General features: G+C 31.9%; 20 protein-coding genes. 11 read left to right on the top strand and 9 right to left on the bottom strand.

Features of this window, described 5'->3' with window-relative positions; translation table 11 throughout:
- Positions 1–16 precede the first annotated feature (16 nt).
- Positions 17–646 (top strand): MCP four helix bundle domain-containing protein, encoded by a 630-nt coding sequence (locus BSF41_RS19395; protein WP_095931154.1) that lies wholly within the window; start codon positions 17–19, stop codon positions 644–646.
- Between the two features lie 5 nt (positions 647–651).
- Here BSF41_RS19395 and BSF41_RS19390 read toward each other — a convergent pair whose 3' ends face one another.
- From BSF41_RS19390 to BSF41_RS19360, 7 genes are all read right to left on the bottom strand, one after another.
- Positions 652–1062, bottom strand: a complete 411-nt coding sequence (locus BSF41_RS19390; protein ID WP_095931153.1) for a nuclear transport factor 2 family protein — start codon at positions 1060–1062, stop codon at positions 652–654.
- 5 nt (positions 1063–1067) lie between these two features.
- Positions 1068–1589, bottom strand: a complete 522-nt coding sequence (locus BSF41_RS19385) for a TetR/AcrR family transcriptional regulator (RefSeq protein WP_095931241.1) — start codon at positions 1587–1589, stop codon at positions 1068–1070.
- A 153-nt stretch (positions 1590–1742) separates the two neighbouring features.
- Entirely contained in the window at positions 1743–2585 is an 843-nt protein-coding gene (locus BSF41_RS19380) for a DUF2911 domain-containing protein (protein WP_095931152.1), read from the bottom strand.
- A gap of 70 nt (positions 2586–2655) precedes the next feature.
- A complete protein-coding gene (locus BSF41_RS19375) occupies positions 2656–3318 on the bottom strand; it encodes an HAD family phosphatase (RefSeq protein ID WP_095931151.1) in 663 nt (220 codons plus the stop codon).
- A gap of 188 nt (positions 3319–3506) precedes the next feature.
- On the bottom strand, positions 3507–4220 hold the full coding sequence (locus BSF41_RS19370) for a ThiF family adenylyltransferase (protein WP_095931150.1): 714 nt from the start codon (positions 4218–4220) through the stop codon (positions 3507–3509).
- Positions 4221–4432: 212 nt separating this feature from the next.
- Complete coding sequence (locus BSF41_RS19365; RefSeq protein WP_095931149.1) at positions 4433–5080, bottom strand: TatD family hydrolase; 648 nt, start codon at positions 5078–5080, stop codon at positions 4433–4435.
- Positions 5080–5679 (bottom strand): DUF1684 domain-containing protein, encoded by a 600-nt coding sequence (locus tag BSF41_RS19360; RefSeq protein ID WP_095931148.1) that lies wholly within the window; start codon positions 5677–5679, stop codon positions 5080–5082. Before BSF41_RS19360 ends, BSF41_RS19365 begins: the two co-directional genes overlap by 1 nt.
- Positions 5680–5778: 99 nt before the next feature.
- Between BSF41_RS19360 and BSF41_RS19355 the strand changes: the two genes are divergently transcribed.
- From BSF41_RS19355 to BSF41_RS19315, 9 genes are all read left to right on the top strand, one after another.
- The gene (locus BSF41_RS19355) at positions 5779–6996 is read left to right on the top strand and encodes an MFS transporter (protein WP_095931147.1); all 1218 of its coding nucleotides are present in this window, start codon (positions 5779–5781) and stop codon (positions 6994–6996) included.
- Positions 6997–7164: 168 nt separating this feature from the next.
- Positions 7165–7533 carry a BlaI/MecI/CopY family transcriptional regulator gene (locus BSF41_RS19350; RefSeq protein ID WP_095931146.1) on the top strand — a complete coding sequence of 123 codons (369 nt, stop codon included), beginning with the start codon at positions 7165–7167 and terminating at the stop codon, positions 7531–7533.
- A 7-nt stretch (positions 7534–7540) separates the two neighbouring features.
- Positions 7541–9115 (top strand): M56 family metallopeptidase, encoded by a 1575-nt coding sequence (locus tag BSF41_RS19345; RefSeq protein ID WP_095931145.1) that lies wholly within the window; start codon positions 7541–7543, stop codon positions 9113–9115.
- A 29-nt stretch (positions 9116–9144) separates the two neighbouring features.
- A complete protein-coding gene (locus tag BSF41_RS19340) occupies positions 9145–9513 on the top strand; it encodes a BlaI/MecI/CopY family transcriptional regulator (protein WP_095931144.1) in 369 nt (122 codons plus the stop codon).
- 11 nt (positions 9514–9524) lie between these two features.
- Positions 9525–11393 carry a M56 family metallopeptidase gene (locus BSF41_RS19335; protein WP_095931143.1) on the top strand — a complete coding sequence of 623 codons (1869 nt, stop codon included), beginning with the start codon at positions 9525–9527 and terminating at the stop codon, positions 11391–11393.
- Between the two features lie 5 nt (positions 11394–11398).
- Complete coding sequence (locus BSF41_RS19330) at positions 11399–12838, top strand: serine hydrolase domain-containing protein (RefSeq protein ID WP_095931142.1); 1440 nt, start codon at positions 11399–11401, stop codon at positions 12836–12838.
- 41 nt (positions 12839–12879) lie between these two features.
- Positions 12880–14313, top strand: a complete 1434-nt coding sequence (locus BSF41_RS19325; RefSeq protein WP_172426942.1) for a serine hydrolase — start codon at positions 12880–12882, stop codon at positions 14311–14313.
- Between the two features lie 82 nt (positions 14314–14395).
- Positions 14396–14539 (top strand): SsrA-binding protein, encoded by a 144-nt coding sequence (locus tag BSF41_RS19320; protein WP_095931140.1) that lies wholly within the window; start codon positions 14396–14398, stop codon positions 14537–14539.
- Positions 14540–14598: 59 nt separating this feature from the next.
- Positions 14599–15444, top strand: a complete 846-nt coding sequence (locus BSF41_RS19315) for a DMT family transporter (RefSeq protein ID WP_095931139.1) — start codon at positions 14599–14601, stop codon at positions 15442–15444.
- Between the two features lie 82 nt (positions 15445–15526).
- On the opposite strand, the gene BSF41_RS19310 is transcribed toward BSF41_RS19315, so the two are convergent.
- On the bottom strand, positions 15527–16081 hold the full coding sequence (locus BSF41_RS19310; protein ID WP_095931138.1) for a fasciclin domain-containing protein: 555 nt from the start codon (positions 16079–16081) through the stop codon (positions 15527–15529).
- A 213-nt stretch (positions 16082–16294) separates the two neighbouring features.
- On the opposite strand from BSF41_RS19310, the gene BSF41_RS19305 reads away from it, so the two are divergent.
- Positions 16295–16822 carry a biopolymer transporter ExbD gene (locus tag BSF41_RS19305; protein WP_095931137.1) on the top strand — a complete coding sequence of 176 codons (528 nt, stop codon included), beginning with the start codon at positions 16295–16297 and terminating at the stop codon, positions 16820–16822.
- Between the two features lie 112 nt (positions 16823–16934).
- Here the strand turns inward: BSF41_RS19305 and BSF41_RS19300 are convergent, their stop codons facing one another.
- Positions 16935–19538: a T9SS type A sorting domain-containing protein gene (locus tag BSF41_RS19300; RefSeq protein ID WP_253251859.1), complete on the bottom strand. Its 2604-nt coding sequence runs from the start codon at positions 19536–19538 to the stop codon at positions 16935–16937.
- Positions 19539–19656 lie beyond the last annotated feature (118 nt).

Below are 19656 nucleotides of genomic sequence, written 5' to 3'. Positions count from 1 at the left end.
CTAAAAAAAAAGCTTTATGAAAGATCACAGAAGGTACAGCAATAAAACCAAAGCTGCTTTTATATTACTAGTTGTAATGCTTATCATTCTGCTTGGTAACTTTAATACGTTGCGAAATTCTAAAAACGTAAATGATAATATCAATGCTATTTACAAAGACCGATTGGTTGTGGCACATTATATTTTTCAATATTCTAAAGAACTTCATTTTATAAAAGCTGAAGCTGAAAAATTAGATTTAAGCGATAATATCAAGAAAGATGAAATTATTCACACCTTAGACATTATTCATACTATTGATGATTTGTATGCTAAAACGGTTTTAACAAATAAAGAAAAACAGTACTTTGATGCTTTTTTACTTTCATGCAAAGAAATCAACAAACAGGTTGAAAATAAAGATTGGAACAAAATAGCCAATTCGAGTGCACAAGCATTAAAAACTCTCGAATCTCTTTCGCAAATTCAGATTGAAGAAGGAAAAGCAAAACTTGCTGTCGCAAATGCGATGTACAGCAGAAACAATGTACTTGGCCAACTTCAAATCGCATTGCTGATTATTTTAGGAGGCATTACTTTTTATTTATTAATTATAAAGAAAATAAAAAGGACGGTAAAAATTCCTGAACCGCCCTCTATGAATTAAATTCCTTAAAGTTTTCTTTCTTCTTCTTTTATTGAAAGATCATTGATACTTGCAAAACGTTTTTGCATCAAACCATTTGAATCAAACTCCCAATTCTCATTTCCATAGGCTCTAAACCAGTTTCCTTCAAGATCTTGATATTCATACTCAAATCGAACCGCAATTCTATTTTCGGTATGCGCCCAATATTCTTTTTTAAGTTTATAATTTTTCTCCTTTTTCCATTTTTGCGTTAAGAACTGTACAATTTCTTCTCTTCCGTTTACAAATTGATTTCTGTTCCTCCACTCACTGTCAATCGTATAGGCTTTTGAAACTCTTTCTGGATCCTGACTGTTCCAAGCATCTTCTGCTAATTGAATTTTCTCTATTGCTGTTTCATACGAGAAAGGCGGCAATGGCAATTTCTGTTCCATAATAATTAGATTAAAGTTTGGATAATTTTCTTAGTTTGCTCAATAAGTTGATTGGATTTGAAAAGTTGACTTTCTATAATGCAACTCTCAAAAAGTAGATATACGTGATCTGATAAAAGAGTATCATTTAGAATTTCGCTAAAATAGACGCGTAAATCGGCTTTATGGTTTTGAATTACGTCTAAAATTTTAATATTATCTGATTGAATTTCTGATAGAATATTTAGGAAACTGCAACCTCTAAAATTTTCCTTTTTATTCATATAAATTAAGAAATCAAAAGAAGCTAAAATTTTTAGTTTCCTATCCTCTTCTTTAGATGTAAATTTTTGCAATTCTTCAAACCAAAAGAAATGACGCTGATTTAAAAAGGCCACGCACAAATCCTCCTTAGATTTAAAATGCTGATAAAAACTTGCCTTTGCAACTTTTGCCTCTTCAATAATTTGATTGATGCCAGTAGCATTATAACCCTGTGTATGAAATAAAGCAAATGTTTTTTCTAATATTCTTTCTTTTGGAAGCATAACATCGTAATTTATATCTGCAAATATAAAAAACATTTTTACACAAACAGACAAGTCTGTCTGTTTTATTTTTAAGACATAAAAAAATCCAAAACTCGTCAGTTTTGGATTTTGATATTTTAAAAATTGGAATTTAAGAATTCGGAAGAATTATTATCTGCTCCATTCAGCGATACTGTCTTTATTCAATTTTACGTAATCGGCATTGTTTGCTGCTTCAGCAGATGCTAGAGAAGCTTTTGCAGTTTCGATTGCTCCTTTTTTATCACCTTGTTTTGCTTGAATTTGAGACTTCAATCTTGTTACGTAGTATGGTTTATCTGAACTCATATCAAGCGCTTTGTCTACATAATTTCTAGCTGTTTCGATATTTCCATTTGATTGGAATAAATATTGAGAGGCAGCAAAATAATCATTCCAAGTTGGACCTGCCAAAGTTTTCTCAATACTTGCCACAGCAATTTTAGCTGTTGGAACTTCAAATTTTAAAGCTACATGAGAATTTTCCCAAGCAATATCTAAATATCCAAAATTAGGATCTAATCCGTTAATTCCTATTGTAAAAGTTTCAATTGGAGTTGGCAAAGCATCTTCTTTAACTGTAGTTTTTAAAGCTACGTACGAATCGCTCCAGTTTTCTGGCAATCCCCAGTTATCAGTAGAAAGATAGAAAATGATATCCCAACTTTCGATTCTAGGAACTGTATAAATTGCATATTTTCCTTTTTTTAGCGTTTTTCCGTCTATAATAACGTCATCGCTAAAATTAATAATGGTATTTTCATTAGCTCCAGTTCTCCATAATTTTCCAAACGGAACTAAATTTCCGAACACAGCTCTTCCTCTTGCTCCTGGTCTTGAATACGTAACTTCAACATCAGTTAAACCAACAGTTTGTTTGATATATCCTTTTGGACTTGCTTGTGGAGTTTTTACTTGCGCTTCTGATGCTAATGGCGCTAAAATCAAGGCTAAAGCAATAAGTAGTTTCTTCATTATTTTAAGTTTTATTTTTTATCCAAATTTACAAATTCAATTAGGGAACAAATGTTAAATTTAATATAATTCAGTCCTTTAACTGTGATATTTTTTCAGCATTCAATTCGTTAAAATGTTCTATAACTAAATCAGCTTCAGATAAATCTTGAAGATGAGAATGCTCACTATTATATCCTATACAATAAATTCCTGCCCCTTTTGCTGCTTTTATTCCATTTGTGCTATCTTCAATAATAACGCATTCTTCTTTTGGTGCAACAGAAAGAGAAGCCGCATGAATAAATATCGCTGGATTAGGTTTTGATTGTGGAAAATCTTCTCCGCTTACAATATGCGTAAAATACTGATGCAGATTGAATCTTGTAAAAACGCGATCAATAGTCACTTTTGAAGCCGAAGAAGCTAAAATTAATTGCATTCCGCTGTTGTATAAATTTTTAATCAAATCTTCGACACCATCCAAAAGATGCAAATCTTCCTTAGTATCAAAAGCTTGATTAAAAATAGTTCTTTTTCGTTGAATCAAATCTTCCACTTCCTGTTCTACAGTTGGAAAATAACTTTTTAAAGTTTGAAATGTATTTCGAGTCGAAAATCCAGTAAATGTGGTGTACATCTCTTCTGGAACTTCGATATTCAATTCTGAAAATTGTAAATAGTAGGCATAACGATGAACTGGCTCCGTGTCAACGATTACGCCATCCATATCAAAAATTACTGTTTTAATCATTTTTTTTTAAGGTACTAAGGTTCTGAGGGAGAAAGGCTCTAAGGTTTACTTCTTTTGTGTTTTACTTTGCCAAAATTTTAAACTTTGACAAAGTTCTTTTGAATTCTCTTTTTAAGTTCAAGAAAATAAGATTCAATGCTTCAGCTACAAAAACCTTAGCAACTTAGAATCTTAGCATCTTTAGAACCTTACTTTTTAAGCAAATATCTAATCACTGTTTCTGCAGCGTGCAAGCCAAATAATCCTGGCATATAGCTGTTTGTTCCGTAAAATGACTTTTTAAAGTTTTTACCGTCTGTTAATTTTAAGCTTTTTTCGTCTTGAATTTCAGAAGAGAAAACCACTTTCAATTTATTGATTTTTACTTCTTTTAAACGCTTACGGACTGTTTTAGAAAAATAACAGTTAATTGTTTTTGAAATATCTGCTACTTTTACTTTAGAAGCCAACATTTTTCCTCCTGCTCCCATGCTGCTAATGATTTTTACTCTTTTGCGTTTTGCAGCAATAATCAGGTTTAATTTTGGAGTAATACTGTCAATACAATCTAAAACATAATCAAATTCTGGAGAAACAATCTCAAAAGCACGCTCTGGCGAAAGAAATTCCTGAACACGAGTTAAATTCAATTCCGGATTAATATCCATCAATCGATCGCCGACAATTTTAATTTTTGGCTGTCCAACTGTAGAATGCAAAGCTGGCAATTGACGGTTAATATTCGTAATGTCTACAACATCTCCGTCTACAATTGTCATGTTACCTACTCCCGCTCTTGCTAAAAATTCAGCTGCAAAAGATCCAACTCCTCCTAGCCCAACGACTAAAACATTAGATTTTTGTAAATTTTCTAATCCTTCTTTAGTAAACAAAAGCTCTGCTCTTTCTGTCCATTCTGCCATATATTCTCTTTTTTATTTTTTTGTTTCAAGTTTATGATTTTTCAAGTTTCAAGTTTCAGGTTTCAAGTTTTTCCCAGTTGTCAGGCTGAGCGAAGTCGAAGCCCTAATTGGAACGCCCTTCGACTTCGCTCAGGGTGACAAACTTTGAATACAAAAACTCTTTACTCTATATTCTTTTTTCTATGTTCTTTATTCTTTATTCTTTATTCCTTTCATTGTTTAAATAACCTTTTATAATTACTTAAAATAACGCCTTGTAATTCTTTTAAATTTAATCCTTTATATTCTGAAGCTAATTCATAAACTTGCTGAATCGATTCTTCAATTGTATCGGTTTCTAAGAAAAAACGATCATTTGGAACATTCTGAAAAACCGTTTTTAAATCTGGATTTTTCAATAGATATTTTCCAAACGAAAGATAAAATCCAGCTGCAATTAATTGCTCTGCCAGTTGATTATTTTTTGAGAAGCCATGAATAATCATTGGAACTCCTATCTTCATTTTTTTCTTGATTGCCATTACTTCCTGAAAAGCCGCAACGCAATGAATTACTACAGGTTTCTTGAATTTTTCTGCTAATTCCAATTGTTTTTCAAAAACTGAAATCTGCAAGTCAAACGGAACTTCAATTCTTTTATCTAAACCGCATTCGCCAATTGCCAAACAGTTTGGAGTTTGCAGTTTTTCTTCAATAATTCTCAAATCTTCATCAATTCGATTTTCGTCAATATACCAAGGATGAATTCCGACAGAATAAAACGAAATCGTCTCATCAAAATCTTTTGTATACTGATTAACCAATTCTACAACATTAGATTGATTGGTAAATTGATGTGTATGAAAATTAAAATATTCCATTAATGAAACGCTTTTACTCCTGCTTTAATTTCAATTTTCAAATCGTTTTCCTGTGGTACAAGCGGACAAGAATACTTGTAATTATAAGCGCAATACGGATTATAAGCTTGATTAAAATCGATTGCTATTGTATTTTCTTTCGGAATTTCTAAATCAATATAGCGGCCTCCAATATAGCTTTGCTTTCCACTTGTTAAATCTGAAAAAGGCAAGAAAAGATGATTTTTATATTTTTCTTGAACGATAAGTTCTAAACTTTGGTAAACGGCAAGTTTAAAAGCTTTTCCGTTTATTTTAAAGTTTAAAGTACCATATTTAATATACTTTGGAGTATAATTTCCTGAAGTTTTCATTTCAAAAACTTTTCCCCCTTTGGCTTTTTCCAAAGTGGCAGTTACAAAATAAGTTTCTGAAATAGGAAAAAATTCTAAGCTTTTAAAGGTTTTCAAATCTTCAGCCATCAACGGACTCGTCTTAGGATCAGCAAACTCGGTATTGATTTTCTTTTGAAATTTTTGAACATCGGTCTTATTGAACTTTTTTTGTGCAAAGCCAAAATTAAATACCAACAATAAAGCAAGGGCGTTTATAGTTTTCATCTTAGAAATTTTCTGCAAAAATAGTTCAAAAGTAACAAAACAGCAACCACTTAACGAGACAAAGTTTCCTAACTTTGTGACGATAATTTATCAAACAAAATGCTTAAAACTGCCTTAACTCACTACATTAACAACTTTCGAGGTTTTACCAGAGAAGTTTGGATTCTTGCTATCATCACTTTTATTAACCGCGCTGGAACAATGGTTCTTCCTTTTTTATCCAAATATTTAAAAGAAGATCTTCATTTTACCTATAACCAAGTAGGTTGGATTATGGTGGCTTTTGGTCTTGGATCTATGCTGGGTTCCTGGCTTGGCGGTAAATTATCGGATAAAATCGGGTTCTATAAAATCATGATTTTTAGTTTATTCACTAGTGGAGTTTCGCTATTTTTTGTTCAATATATTACCACTTTCTGGGCGCTTTGTGCCGCCATGTTTGTTCTTATGACGATTGCAGATATGTTTCGTCCTGCTATGTTTGTGTCTCTGGGCGCTTATGCCAAACCCGAAAACCGTACTCGTGCCCTTACGCTTGTGCGTCTCGCTGTAAATCTTGGTTTTGCAGCCGGACCTGCGCTTGGAGGTTTAATTATTATGGGAATGGGATATTCAGGTTTGTTTTGGGTTGACGGAGCTTCTTGTATTATTTCGATTTCAATTTTTGCTCTATTGGTAAAAGAAAAGAAAAAAGCAACGCATGATGATAAAACAGAAAGTGCTACTGATGTAAAATCGGTTTTTCACGATAAAATTTTCTGGGTTTTCTTGTTTGTAAGTTTCATTACGGCAATGATTTTCTTCCAGTTATTTACCACTTTACCTTTATATCATAATGAAAAATTTGGCTTAAGCGAATTCCAAACCGGTTTGTTAATGACTTTAAATGGACTTTTAATCTTTACTCTAGAAATGCCAACAGTTGGATTTTTAGAGCGAAAAGCTTTTCCGAAGATTAGAATTATCATCGTTGGATCGTTTGTTATGGCGAGCAGTTTCTTTTTACTTCTAGTTAATTTCTGGGCCGGAATTTTGGTTGTGAGCATGGTCTGCATTTCGATTGGAGAAGTGCTTACTTTCCCATTTTCGAACGCATTTGCTTTAAGCCGAGCACCTCGCGGACAAGAAGGCCGATACATGGCACTTTATACAATGAGTTTTAGCCTTGCTCATATTATTAGTTCTAAGCTAGGATTTGAAATTATTACCCGATTCGGTTATCAAATTAACTGGCTTTTTATGGCCTGCATCGGAGTTGTTGCAACGGGATGCTGCATTTGGATTAAGAACGCTTTAACCAACGAAAAGATTTCCTGAAAAAAACTTTTAACTTTTTAAATCCTTATCATTCAATTTATTACCATTAAATTTGAATAGTATTTCTGCGTTCAAAACTGAAAGCAAACTTAATTTTTAGTTAAATAACTATTTTTATAGTTGTGTAACTAAAAAAATAGTTGTAGGTTTGAATTAAAATTAGAGAAGATGCAGAAGTTAACAAACAAAGAAGAAGAAATCATGATGATTTTATGGAAGCTAAAAAAAGCTTTCGTAAAAGAAATCCAAGCCGAAATAACAGAAGATCAGCCACATTACAACACATTATCGACTATTGTGCGTAATCTGGAAGAAAAAGGATATGTTGGTCACAATGCTTTTGGAAACACACATCAATACTTTCCTATCGTAGCAATTGAAGATTACAGAAAAGGATTTATGAAAACCGCAATCGATAATTACTTTAACAGTTCTTATAAAAGTATGGTTTCCTTTTTTGCAAAAGAAGAAAAAATTTCAGCAGATGAATTGCGTGAGATTTTATCAATGATCGAAAATAAAAACGAAAAAAAATAATCAGTTTATGGAAGCAGTTTTCATTTACATCGCCAAATCAAGCAGTTTAATGCTAATGTTTTATTGTGCTTACTATTTTTTACTGCGCAAAGAAACATTTTTCAACAGTAACAGATGGTTTCTTTTATCTGGCTTGGTAGTCTCAGTAATTTTACCATTATTGACTTACACAAAAGTAATATGGATTGATGCTGCTCCTAATTTCGATACCAATATCCAAACAACATTAATAAATAACTCGGACAGCGAATCGGTAGAATTTAATTGGAATTATATTATTCTTGGCTTCTACGGGATTGGTCTTTTGGTTTTTCTTTTAAAACTGGCAATTGACTTTTATAGTTTGAATGCTATTATAAAAGGAAAAAAAATCAAACAACAAGCCGATTTCAAATTCGTAGATATCAACGAGAATATCGCGCCTTTCTCCTATTTTGAATATATTGTGTACAACTCATCACTTTACACTGCATCAGAATTAGAAAGCATTTTGGAACATGAAAAAGTGCACAGCGATCAAAATCATACTTTTGATGTATTGATTTCTAGAATCTTCAGCATCATTTTTTGGTTCAATCCAATTGTATGGTTTTACAAAAAGGCAATCACTCAAAATTTGGAATTTATTGCTGATAGTGAAGCTTCTAAAAAACTTTCGGACAAAAAAGCATATCAATACACGCTTTTAAAAATAACAACGCACGAAAACTGTGTTGCAATCACCAATCATTTTTATCAATCATTAATCAAAAAACGAATTGTCATGTTAAACAAAAATCAATCAAAAAAGAGGAATTCCTGGAAGTATTATCTTATGCTTCCTGCAATTGCCACATTTGTTTTATTATTTCAAGTTGAAGTAATTGCGAAAGAGAAACCACAAATTATAAAAGAAAATGATTCAAATATTGAATCTGTAGATGTTTTTAAAATCAGCAAAAATTCTACAGATGCCGAATTAAATAAAATCAAGAATAATTTGAAGAAAAACCACAATGTAAAATTTGAAATGTCTGAAGTTAAGAGAAATGACTCGGACCAACTAACATCTATTACAGTCGATATAAAGAAAGGAAAACAACATTCAAAATCCATTCAAAATTCGGATAAAGCAATAAATGAATTCGGAGTAATTATTATTACTTATAAAAATGGCGATAAAAAAATAGGCATTCAGACTGTTAATAATTCTAACAATAAAGAACCTAAAAAAGTAATTAGCAATAAACTAAAAACAGAAACCAATGTTAACACTAATTCTAATACTAGTACAAAAACTAACAGTAATAGTAGTGCAAATTCTAGCACTACTGTAATTATTGATAAAGACAATAATACGGTTATTACGACTTCTTCTGATGAAGGAACATCTGTTGCTGTTGCAAATGGTGTAAAAACGAATGTGAAAATAGGTTTTCCGCTTGTAATTTTAGATGGAAAAGATATGCCATCTGATTTTGATATGAATAGTCTTCCTCCTAGCACGATTAAATCGGTAAGAGTTTTCAAAAGCTTAGATGCTGTAGCTTTATTTGGTGAAAAGGGCGAGAATGGCATTGTCGAGATTAAGAGCAAAAAATAAAAAGTTTTAATCTTTTAAATCACTGAGAAATGCAAAAACTGACCAATAAAGAAGAAGAAATCATGCATATTTTATGGAAGCTTAAAAAAGCTTTTGTAAAAGAAATTCAAGCAGAGATTTTAGAAGATCAGCCACATTATAACACTTTGTCTACCATTGTTCGTAATCTGGAAGAAAAGGGATATGTTGCACATAATGCTTTTGGAAATACGCATCAATATTATCCAGCTGTAAGCATCGAAGATTACAGAAAAGGGTTCATGAGCACTGCAATTGACAATTATTTTAATAGCTCATACAAAAGCATGGTTTCTTTTTTTGCCAAAGAAGAAAAAATCTCGGCAGACGAATTGCGTGAAATCTTAGACATGATCGAAAATCCAAAAGCAGGTAAGTAATCAAAATAGTTATGGAAGCACTTTTCATTTTTATCTTAAAATCAAGCGGGTTATTAGCAATGTTTTATTTTGCTTACATTTTTTTACTTCGCAAAGAAACTTTTTTTAACAGTAGCCGCTGGTTTTTAATTGCGGGATTAATCACTTCTGTGGTATTGCCTTTTGTAGTTTATACGAAAGTAATTTGGGTTGAAGCGCCTCCAGCGCCAGCGCCAGATCCAATAATTACAACTACAACAACGGATGTATCGAGTGTTTCAACTTCAAATCATGAAGCTGCTGTTTATGAGACTCCGTATAAGCCAACAACTGTTTCTGTTATTGAAGAAGAGAATTTTGTAATCAATTGGACTTTGGTCGCGGCTGTCGTTTACGCAATTGGCTTCTTAGGTTTCATGATCAAATTTGCGCTTGATTTTTACAGTCTGAATTCTGTTTTAAAAGGAAAAAAGATTGAACAGCAGGAAGATTTTAAATTTATTGATGTTAATGAAAATATAGCTCCTTTCTCTTATTTCGATTACATTGTATATAACTCATCACTATATACTTCGTCGGAATTAGAAAGTATTTTGGAGCACGAAAAAGTGCACAGCGATCAAAAGCATACCATTGATGTTTTGATTTCTAGAATCTTTTGCATTCTATTTTGGTTTAATCCAATTATCTGGCTTTATAAGAAAGCTATTCTGCAAAATCTTGAGTTCATTGCAGATAGTGAAGCTTCTAAAAAAATTGCCGACAAAAAAGCGTATCAATACACACTTTTAAAAATCACAACACACGAAACTTGTGTTGCAATCACCAATCATTTTTATCAATCATTAATCAAAAAACGAATTGTCATGTTAAACAAAAATCAATCAAACAAAAGAAATTACTGGAAGTATTCGGCAGTAATACCTGCTCTTGGTGCGTTTGTTCTTTTATTTCAAATAAGAACCATTGCACAAGAAAAGAAACAAGCTGAAGTTGCCTCAATCCAAAGAGACACTGTTAAAGATACTGACCAAACGATCAAAATTACTAAAAACACGACTGATAAGGAATTAAATGAATTGCCAGGCCAATTAAAGGCAAATCATAATCTGGATGTCGAAATTTCGGATGTAAAAAGAAATACCAAAGAAGAATTGACTGGGATTCAAATCAAAGTAAAATCGGATTCTGGTAAAAAACAAATGATCAGAATTGACGGAGACGAAGCTATTAAAGACTGCGAATTGGCAATTGGAACAAGCGAAAATGGATCAAAGGCTATTGTAATTAATACCGATGGAAATTTCAGAACACCAATGATTATCAAAAACAATAAAGTTATTGTTCGCACTTTTGGAAATGGAGAATCTGATGTTGCAGCTCCTGCACCTCCAACTCCGCCAGCATTTCCTTCAGGACCAATGCCTCCTGTTCCAGCAATTGATATGTCAAAAATGCCAAAACCTCCTGTTGCTCCAAAAAATCCAAAGGATAAAGTAGCAATGGCTAAATTTGAAAAAGACATGGAAGCTTTTGGGAAACAGATGGAAGCGTTTGAGCCTCAAATGAAAGAATACGAAAAGCAAGTTGAAGCTATCATGTCGCAAAGAGCAGAAGTTTATGAAAAAGAAATGGCGAAATATGAAATTGCTATGGAAAAATTCAGCGCAAACATGGAAAAGTTCAACTACGACTTTAATTTCAAATTTGGAGACGATTCTAAAGACTATGAAAATAGTATGAAACAATACGAGCAAGACATGAAACAGTATGAGCTTGATATGAAGCAACATGCTAAAGATATGAAGCAACATGAAAAAAACATGAAACAGCATGAAAAAGACATGAAGCAGCGTGAAAAAGAGATGAAAGAAATGGAAAAGCAGAATAAAAAAGCTTAATCCTGATGAGAGCCTTTCTTACCGTCTCTTTACTATTCGTTCTTAATTTATCTTTTGGTCAAAAAAACGCTGACAAATCAACAGAACAAAAAATTGACCATTACATAAAAGAAGTAATAGCAATTAATGAAATTCCCGGTGTGGCATTGGCAGTAATAAAAGATGGTAAAATTGTTTATGAAAAATATTTTGGCAAAGCTTCTATAGAAGATGATAAAGCAGTGGATAAAAACACTGCTTTTAAAATATTTTCAACTACCAAATTAATTACCAATGTTGGGATATTTCGACTTATTGAACAAGGAAAATTATCACTCGAAGATCCTATTTCAAAATATTTAGAAAATACTCCAAAAGAATGGCAAGACGTAAAAATTAAAAACTTGCTTTCTCATTCTTCCGGGCTTCCTGATGTCGTTAGGTTTCAAGAAATTCCGATAACGGCGCCACTTGACGAAAAAATAGCTTTACTGTCTCAAAAACCAATGGATTTTAAAACAGGAAATCAATATCGTTACAATCAAACCAATTATTTGTTTCTGGCTAAAATTATCGAAAGAATTACGGGTTTGACTTTTGAAGAATATATTTTACAAAATCAGTTTCCTTCTGTAAAATCAGGCGTTTATTTTTCGTCCAATTTTGGCGAAACGGTACCCAATAGTGCTTCTAGATACAACTATGATGATCAAACAAAAAAGTACGTTAAAAGCACTTCAAACTTTGGCACCGACGCTCATTCTGCAAATGGCTTAAATATTTCTTTGCCGAATTTTATTCTATGGAATGAAAACCTCGATAAAGGCGTTTATCTTCAAAAGGAAACCAAAAGCAATATGTGGAAACCGTTTCCGTTTGCCAACAACACAGATCGTTTTGCTTTTGGTTGGGAAATTGTACCAGTTAATAATGTCCTTTCATACGGCTTTACTGGCGGCAATGAAACTGCTTTTAGAAAATTTACGGATCGTGATTTAACGATAATCTTTTTATCCAATGGGCATAAATATTCGGGCTTATATGTACAAAGTCAAGTAATTAATCATGTGGCTTCGATTGTAGATAAAACACTTACAGATAATTTTTTATTAGCTGGAGAAAAAATCAATCAGATTTTTTTAAAATTAGATTTTACAAAAGCGCAACAGAATTATTTAGCCTTAAAAAAGAATCATCCTGATTGGGACTTTGAATATCGACTGAATGTTATTGGCTATACATTAATGGATCACGGAAGATTGCATGACGGTATAAAAGTCTTAGAACTTAATGCAAAAGAGAATCCGAAATCTGGAAATGCATTTGATAGTTTGGCTGATGGCTATTTTAGAAATAATGAATTGGCACTTTCGAAAGAAAATTATCAAAAAGCATTATCTCTTTCTCCGGACAACAATAATGCAAAAGAAATGCTGGAGAAAATCAACACAATGTTAGCGAAGTAATCTATACTTCTCTTTAATAAATGAAAAACATATTTACGAAAATGAAAAAGCTCATTATACTCCTGTTTTTATGTTTTAGCTTTTCAATTCTAGCACAGAAGAATACCGCTGAAAAAAGTATTTTTACTGCAATGGACAAAACAGCTTCGCTTTTAATAGGAAAGTCAAAAGCTAATTCTATTTCTATTGGAGTGGTTAAGAATGGAAAAACCTTTACGAGACATTACGGCGAAATTGATAAGGGAAAAGAAAATATTGCGAACAACAATACTGTTTTTGAAGTTGCTTCTATAACGAAACTATTTACAGGTTTACTGACGGCGCAAGCGGTTTTGGAAGGAAAATTGAATCCAGACGATGATATTAGAAAATATATTACAGGCTCTTATCCAAACTTAGAATATAACGGAACTCCAATCACTATTAAAGATTTGGTTTCTTTTAGAACTGGTTTTGACAAAGATCTTCCAGATACTGCCGAATTAAGAAAAAACAGAAACGATAGTAGCTATTTGGCTTATAAAAAAATGGATGAAATGTATAGTCGTAAGAAGTTTTTTGAAGATCTTAAAACTATAAAATTAGACACTTTACCAGGAACAAAATTCAAGTACTGCAACGGAAGTCTTAATCTTACGGCTCATATTTTAGAAAACGTTTATGGCAAAAGCTATGAAACGCTTTTGAAAGAAAACATTTTTTCAAAACTTGATATGCAATCAAGCGGTATAAATTTAAGTCCAAATACTGTTATTGCAAACGGCTATAATCTAAAAGGCGTTCTAATGCCAAACATTTCAGACAATCTTTGGGGCGCCGCTGGAATGCTAAAATCTACTTTAGGTGATTTGACTAAATTTATTGCTTATGAGCTTAATACAAAAAACAAAATTGTTCAAGAATCGCAACGAAACATGTTAAATAGCCCAACAACTTGGAACGGTTATTTCTGGGATTATATCCAAGTAGATGAAAATGGAAAAAACTGCTGGAAACACGGCGGTGCTTTTGGAACTCAAAACATGCTGGTTGTTTATCCTGAACGTCAATTAGGAATTTCCATCATTGTAAATATAAGTGATGAAAATACCGGCAATGCACTTGGTGAAGCCATTACAAGACTCTCTAATGATTTATTGAGTGAAAACAAAAAACAAGCAGGCATTTACGGTTACAAGATCGTCAACGATAATGTTGTATTTGTTTATGAACATGATAAGAATTTAGATCCAAATTTGGTTAAAAGCATTTCTATAGCGGGTTCTTTTGACCAATGGAATCCAAATGATCATAATTTTCAAATGATTCAGAAAAGTAAAAATACATTTGAATTATCGGTCCCAAAATCGAAATTTGAAAAAAATAAAACACATCTTTTCAAATTTGTCATCAATAAAACGGGATGGATGGAAGCTCCAAAAAATGCCATAAATCGTGAAACCGAAGGCGACGAAAATCTGATTCTCAAAATTTAAATACTTTTACATTTTATTACCCAAAAGACTTTGCTTCAAACACAAAGTCTTTTTTTTATATCTTTGAACAAACAAATCTACTATGTATAAATTATTAGCTAAACTAAATAAACTACTTTTGCCAAGCTTTACCAAAAAAGGTCTAGATATTTCTAAGGCTACAAAATGGCAAATGGCTATTATTGGTTACCGCGCCTATGTTACAAAAAGAGCATTGGACAATTAATTTAGAATACATTTTATTATCCGACAGCAATTATTTTTTATGATTCTGTCTTATTTTTTATGAAAAACCGAGAATTCAGCCTTCCTCCTGTTCCAGCAGTATTACTAGCTATTATTAGTGTTCAATGTGGGGCTGCTATTGCCAAAACACTTTTTCCTACAATCGGCGCAGCTGGTACGGCATCTATGCGTATTGGTATTTCGGCGTTAATTTTATTACTGGCTTACAGACCAAATCTAAAAGCGATAACTCCGCAACAATGGAAAATTGTAATTCCGTATGGTCTGTCGTTAGGGGCCATGAATTTAATTTTTTATCTCGCAATAGAAAAAATTCCAATTGGTTTAGCGGTAACTTTAGAGTTTGTTGGTCCTTTAATACTCGCTATAGCAGGTTCAAAACGTTTGGCTGATTATTGTTGGGTAATGCTGGCTGCAATTGGTATTTTATTAATTGCACCATGGACAAACGATCGCTTAGATCCTATCGGAATTATATGCGCGCTTCTAGCGGGAGCATTTTGGAGTGCTTATATTGTTTTAGGAGGTAAAATTTCGAAAATAATGAATGATGGTGATGCCGTTACAACCGGAATGCTGTTTGCGGCGATTTTAGTCTTGCCTTTTGGTTTTCTAGAAAGCGGATTAAACAATCTTACTCCAAAATTATTCGGAATGGGTGTTGCTCTTGCTCTTTTGTCTAGTGCGATTCCGTTTACTTTAGAAATGAAGGCTTTAGGAAAACTTCCGCCTCGCACTTTTAGCATATTAATGAGTCTAGAACCAGCAGCAGCTTCTATTTGCGCTTTTATATTTCTTCACGAAAATTTAAACTTCTACGAAATTCTAGCTGTACTTTGTGTTATAATTGCTTCTGCAGGAAGTACTTTGACCGCTAAAAAATAATCTTAGAAAATCTCAAAATAAAAATTCCAAATTCCAATTTAAGCTTGGAATTTGGAATTTCTTTTTTGGAATTTGAAACTACTTATTTTTTCGGAAGCAAAACAGCATCTATTACATGAATTACACCATTTGACTGATTAACATCTGCAATGGTCACTTTTGCTTTACTACCATTTTCGTCAGTAATATAAAGATCTTTGCCTTTCATCCATGCCGTAAGGGTTCCACCGCTTACTGTTTTAATTGTTGCTTTCCCTTTTCCGTCTTTTATTGCTTTTGCAATATCAGCAGAACTCCATTTTCCCGCTGCTACATGATAAGTCAGGATATTTTGAAGCATTTTTTTATTCTCTGGTTTCAATAACGTCTCTACAGTTCCTTTTGGCAATTTATCAAAAGCTCCATTAGTAGGAGCAAAAACAGTAAACGGACCTGCCCCTTTTAATGTTTCAACTAAATCTGCAGCTTTTACTGCGGCTACTAATGTGGTGTGATCTTTTGAATTAACAGCATTTTCGATAATATTTTTATTCGGATACATCGCTGCTCCACCAACCATTACTGATTTTTGTGCATTTGATGTAAATGCAAATCCTAAAGCTAAAACTGCAAGAGCTAAAAATTTTCTAGTTTTCATATTTATTGTTTTTAAGTTATAAATTCATTTACGTCGATATATTTGTTTTGGTTTTAATAAAAATGAAAATAATTAAAACGAATATTGAAAAATCATCAATTTACACTGAGAAACAATCTTTTAAAACAAAATAAAAGTTTTGATTATTTTTAATACCTTAATAGTTTTTGCTTTCTTTTTATCGTTAAATTTAAATTCCAAAACCTATTTACTATGAAAAATTTACCTCAAAAAGTTAGAAGTAGAAAATTAAATACAAGAGTAGATTTAACTGCAATGGTTAGCGTCTCTTTTTTACTGATCATTTTTTTTATGGTCACAATAGAATTACGAAAAAACAAAGCTATGGCTTTAAGTCTGCCAGATTATGATTCGCGTACATGTGGTTGGAGAGGTGGCTGCGGAGAAAACCGATCTTATACAATTTTACTGGGAGATGATAATAAATTAGTGTCTTATATGGGATTACTAGAAATACCCAAAGTTGCTCCTAAAAAGTTTGGATACGGAAAGGACGGAATAAGAGAAGAGCTTCTAAAACAAAACAAAAACATGCTTAATTATTCTGCTCAATTAGGAAGACCAGGACGAGGAATGGTTGTTATTATTAAACCAAGTAAAAAATCTAACTTTAAAAATCTAGTTGATATATTAGATGAAATGGCAATTGCAGATATAAGTACATATGTAATTGTAAATGATTTTACACCAGAAGAATCTAAATTATTAGCTTTAAAATAAAAAATCACTTTCAAAAAGGTTCTCGACTCCGCTCGAACTGACAAACGAAACAAACTTGAAACCTGAAACCTGAAACAAATAAAAAGTCCCACATTACTGTGGGACTTTCTATTTAAATCTTAATGAATTTCATACTTGAACTTCCTTTATCTGATTTTACTCTTATAAAGTAATTACCCGTTTTCAGCTTGGAAATATCAATATTTGAGGTTGTTTTTGCGTTTGGAATGGCTATTATTAATTGACCTAAAATATCATAAATCTCAAAAGATTGCACATTAATATTCTCATTCTGAGAAATATTTAAAATTTGATCTGATGGATTTGGATATAAAACCAAATATCTAGAAAAATTAAAATCTTGGGTCGTCAAAGTGCTTTTAAATGTAGAAGTTGCTGTATTGGTTAAAATTGGAAAATTATAATCGAAGTAAATATTTGCTTCGTTTGTAAATGAATCTCCAACAACAAGTGTTGGTTTGGTTTTAATTTTAAAAGCTACATAACCGTCATTATTGGCATCATCAAAAGGAAGATTAATATTTTCAAAAATAAACTCTATCTTATTTCCTCCAGAAATTTTAGTTACAAAAGGATGGCTAGAACTCGTTGGAATTAGCGTTGAAATGTCAAACTTTGATAAATCAATGATGTCTTTTATAACGATATTTTGTGCTTGATAACTTCCTGTGTTTTCAAAACGAATCATATAATGCACAAACTCACCTATTAATTCTGAAGTAATAACTGAGCCTTCCAAACAGGTTTTATCGTTCGGATCATAAGATCCTACAACTGTTTGATTGAAGCCAAATGAATTGTCTTTAGGGGTTTCATCTGCATTTGAAGATACTATGGCTGCTGTATATGCCAATATATCGCCATTATTTACAGCTGGAGTAGCTGTCGGAGCATTTACTTTAATGGTAAATGTGATTTCTCTGGATTCAAAAGGTTTAATATTTGTAAAATTCCATGATAAATTATTTGTACTCTGAGTATTTACAGCTGGATTTGATGCGATAAAATCCAAAACAGAATCATTAAAACTTAAATTCACTGATCCGGATTCTGCTATATTACCTTTGTTTTTATAAATAATTTTATATGATGCATCAAATCCTGGTCTAGCTGGATTGATTGGTATAACGACTATTTCTAAGTCTGAATGTATACCATTTGGTGTAATACAAAAATTTTGATTCAACGGACTTGTCTGTGATGGAAAGTCAACATTTATAACTGATGGCGTAATCGCAAAATAAGTAGGATTTTCTAAAACAGGTGTTATAGAATGCGTTCCTGTTGGCAAGGCAATAGAATAATTATTTCCATTGGCTATATAACTTGAAGTATCAGTTCCATTAGATATATTAAGCTTTAAATTTGGCAAACTTAAATCTTGAGTATCACAACCGTTATTATCTGCGTCTATTTTATTATCTCCAGAAACAATAAAATATTGCCCTACTGGATTAAATGAGCAATAGGCATTTACACTGCAATTGGTATACCCATAATTATTTAAAAGACTTTGAACTTGCGACAATTGGCTTTCATCTGCACAAACATATAACAAATTTGGATTTTCAGAAAAATTTAAATTTTTAGCTTCGTTACTGCCATTTCTTATATACAAAAAGTTAAGCTCATTGTTTGAGCAGTTAAGCTCTTCTAATTTACCTAAATCACTCACATCCACCATTTTCAATTGGTTGTAAGAACACTCCAATTTTGTTAGACTTGCTAATTGCGTTAAATCTAAAGCTGTAAGCTTATTATTTATACATCTAAAACCTTTAAGCTTTGGCAATCCATTTATATTTAAATATTGCAATTGATTACTACTGCAATTTACATATTCGAGTTTTTCTAAACCATTCAAATTTAATGATGAAATAGCATTTCCATCACAATAAAGTTCAATAAGATTGGCTGAACCGCTTACATTAAGGCTCATTATTTGATTAGAAAAACACTGCAAATAACCCAGATTAGTTAATCCATTAAGATCTAATTGTAACAGTTTATTATAAGTACATGATAATGAAAAAAGTTTTGTTAAGCCATTCACTTTTAGTGATGTCAACAGATTACCACCGCATTCTAAAGATTCTAAATTTGTTAAACTTCTGACATCTAATTCAGCCAATTGATTTCCTCCGCAATATAACTTTTTAAGTGCAGTTAAACCTTGAAGGTTTAAGGTAGTCAATTTATTATTTGAAGCCGCAATTTCAGTCAAACTAACTGCCCCATTTAAGTTTAATGTCTCTAGTTTTGGATTTCCTGTACATTGAACATATTTCAAATTAGTTAGTCCATCAGCTATTATAGTGGTTAACTCTGGTAAATTTTCAATTTGTAAATATTGTTTGTTTTGAATATTAGAATACTTTAAATAAACTAATTTCTTTAGAAAATTAAAATCAACATCTGTCATAATTGGATTGTCACTACAATTTAAAAATTGAAGATTGGCAAAACTTTCTAATCCTTGTAATGAAATGACATTAGAGTTGCTAATATCTAAATAAGTAGTATTTAACGCTTCGCTGATTTCAATTTCCGAATTGGAGTTGGTATTTACAGGAGATGACAGCAATTTAATTTTAAGATTAAAATCCTGAAAAGAAACAAATTGTGCATTTGCACCATTAAAAAAGCATAAAGCCAAAACAAAAAAGTAGAGTTTTTTCATATGTGGTATTTTCATACAAAAATAACTTTTTAAAATAATAACACAACTTTATTTGTTAAAGTTTTCTAAATAAAATAAAATTTGAGCAAAAAAAAAGTCCCACATTACTGTGGGACTTCCTATTTATAAAAAG

It is taken from the genome of Flavobacterium sp. ACN2 (assembly GCF_002303885.1).
Taxonomy (GTDB): domain Bacteria; phylum Bacteroidota; class Bacteroidia; order Flavobacteriales; family Flavobacteriaceae; genus Flavobacterium.
The sequence above is the reverse complement of the archived record's forward strand: the minus strand, read 5'-3'. Positions and strand labels throughout refer to the sequence as shown.

Bases quoted from the DNA above. Each gene is read 5' to 3' on its own strand.
- BSF41_RS19365 (WP_095931149.1), bottom strand. From the start codon at position 5,080: ATGGAATATTTTAATTTTCATACACATCAATTTACCAATCAATCTAAT.
- BSF41_RS19320 (WP_095931140.1), top strand. From the start codon at position 14,396: ATGTATAAATTATTAGCTAAACTAAATAAACTACTTTTGCCAAGCTTT.
- BSF41_RS19385 (WP_095931241.1), bottom strand. From the start codon at position 1,589: ATGCTTCCAAAAGAAAGAATATTAGAAAAAACATTTGCTTTATTTCAT.
- BSF41_RS19315 (WP_095931139.1), top strand. From the start codon at position 14,599: ATGAAAAACCGAGAATTCAGCCTTCCTCCTGTTCCAGCAGTATTACTA.
- BSF41_RS19330 (WP_095931142.1), top strand. From the start codon at position 11,399: ATGAGAGCCTTTCTTACCGTCTCTTTACTATTCGTTCTTAATTTATCT.
- BSF41_RS19390 (WP_095931153.1), bottom strand. From the start codon at position 1,062: ATGGAACAGAAATTGCCATTGCCGCCTTTCTCGTATGAAACAGCAATA.
- BSF41_RS19375 (WP_095931151.1), bottom strand. From the start codon at position 3,318: ATGATTAAAACAGTAATTTTTGATATGGATGGCGTAATCGTTGACACG.
- BSF41_RS19345 (WP_095931145.1), top strand. From the start codon at position 7,541: ATGGAAGCAGTTTTCATTTACATCGCCAAATCAAGCAGTTTAATGCTA.
- BSF41_RS19340 (WP_095931144.1), top strand. From the start codon at position 9,145: ATGCAAAAACTGACCAATAAAGAAGAAGAAATCATGCATATTTTATGG.
- BSF41_RS19370 (WP_095931150.1), bottom strand. From the start codon at position 4,220: ATGGCAGAATGGACAGAAAGAGCAGAGCTTTTGTTTACTAAAGAAGGA.
- BSF41_RS19350 (WP_095931146.1), top strand. From the start codon at position 7,165: ATGCAGAAGTTAACAAACAAAGAAGAAGAAATCATGATGATTTTATGG.
- BSF41_RS19360 (WP_095931148.1), bottom strand. From the start codon at position 5,679: ATGAAAACTATAAACGCCCTTGCTTTATTGTTGGTATTTAATTTTGGC.
- BSF41_RS19310 (WP_095931138.1), bottom strand. From the start codon at position 16,081: ATGAAAACTAGAAAATTTTTAGCTCTTGCAGTTTTAGCTTTAGGATTT.
- BSF41_RS19305 (WP_095931137.1), top strand. From the start codon at position 16,295: ATGAAAAATTTACCTCAAAAAGTTAGAAGTAGAAAATTAAATACAAGA.
- BSF41_RS19355 (WP_095931147.1), top strand. From the start codon at position 5,779: ATGCTTAAAACTGCCTTAACTCACTACATTAACAACTTTCGAGGTTTT.
- BSF41_RS19380 (WP_095931152.1), bottom strand. From the start codon at position 2,585: ATGAAGAAACTACTTATTGCTTTAGCCTTGATTTTAGCGCCATTAGCA.
- BSF41_RS19325 (WP_172426942.1), top strand. From the start codon at position 12,880: ATGAAAAAGCTCATTATACTCCTGTTTTTATGTTTTAGCTTTTCAATT.
- BSF41_RS19395 (WP_095931154.1), top strand. From the start codon at position 17: ATGAAAGATCACAGAAGGTACAGCAATAAAACCAAAGCTGCTTTTATA.
- BSF41_RS19300 (WP_253251859.1), bottom strand. From the start codon at position 19,538: ATGAAAATACCACATATGAAAAAACTCTACTTTTTTGTTTTGGCTTTA.
- BSF41_RS19335 (WP_095931143.1), top strand. From the start codon at position 9,525: ATGGAAGCACTTTTCATTTTTATCTTAAAATCAAGCGGGTTATTAGCA.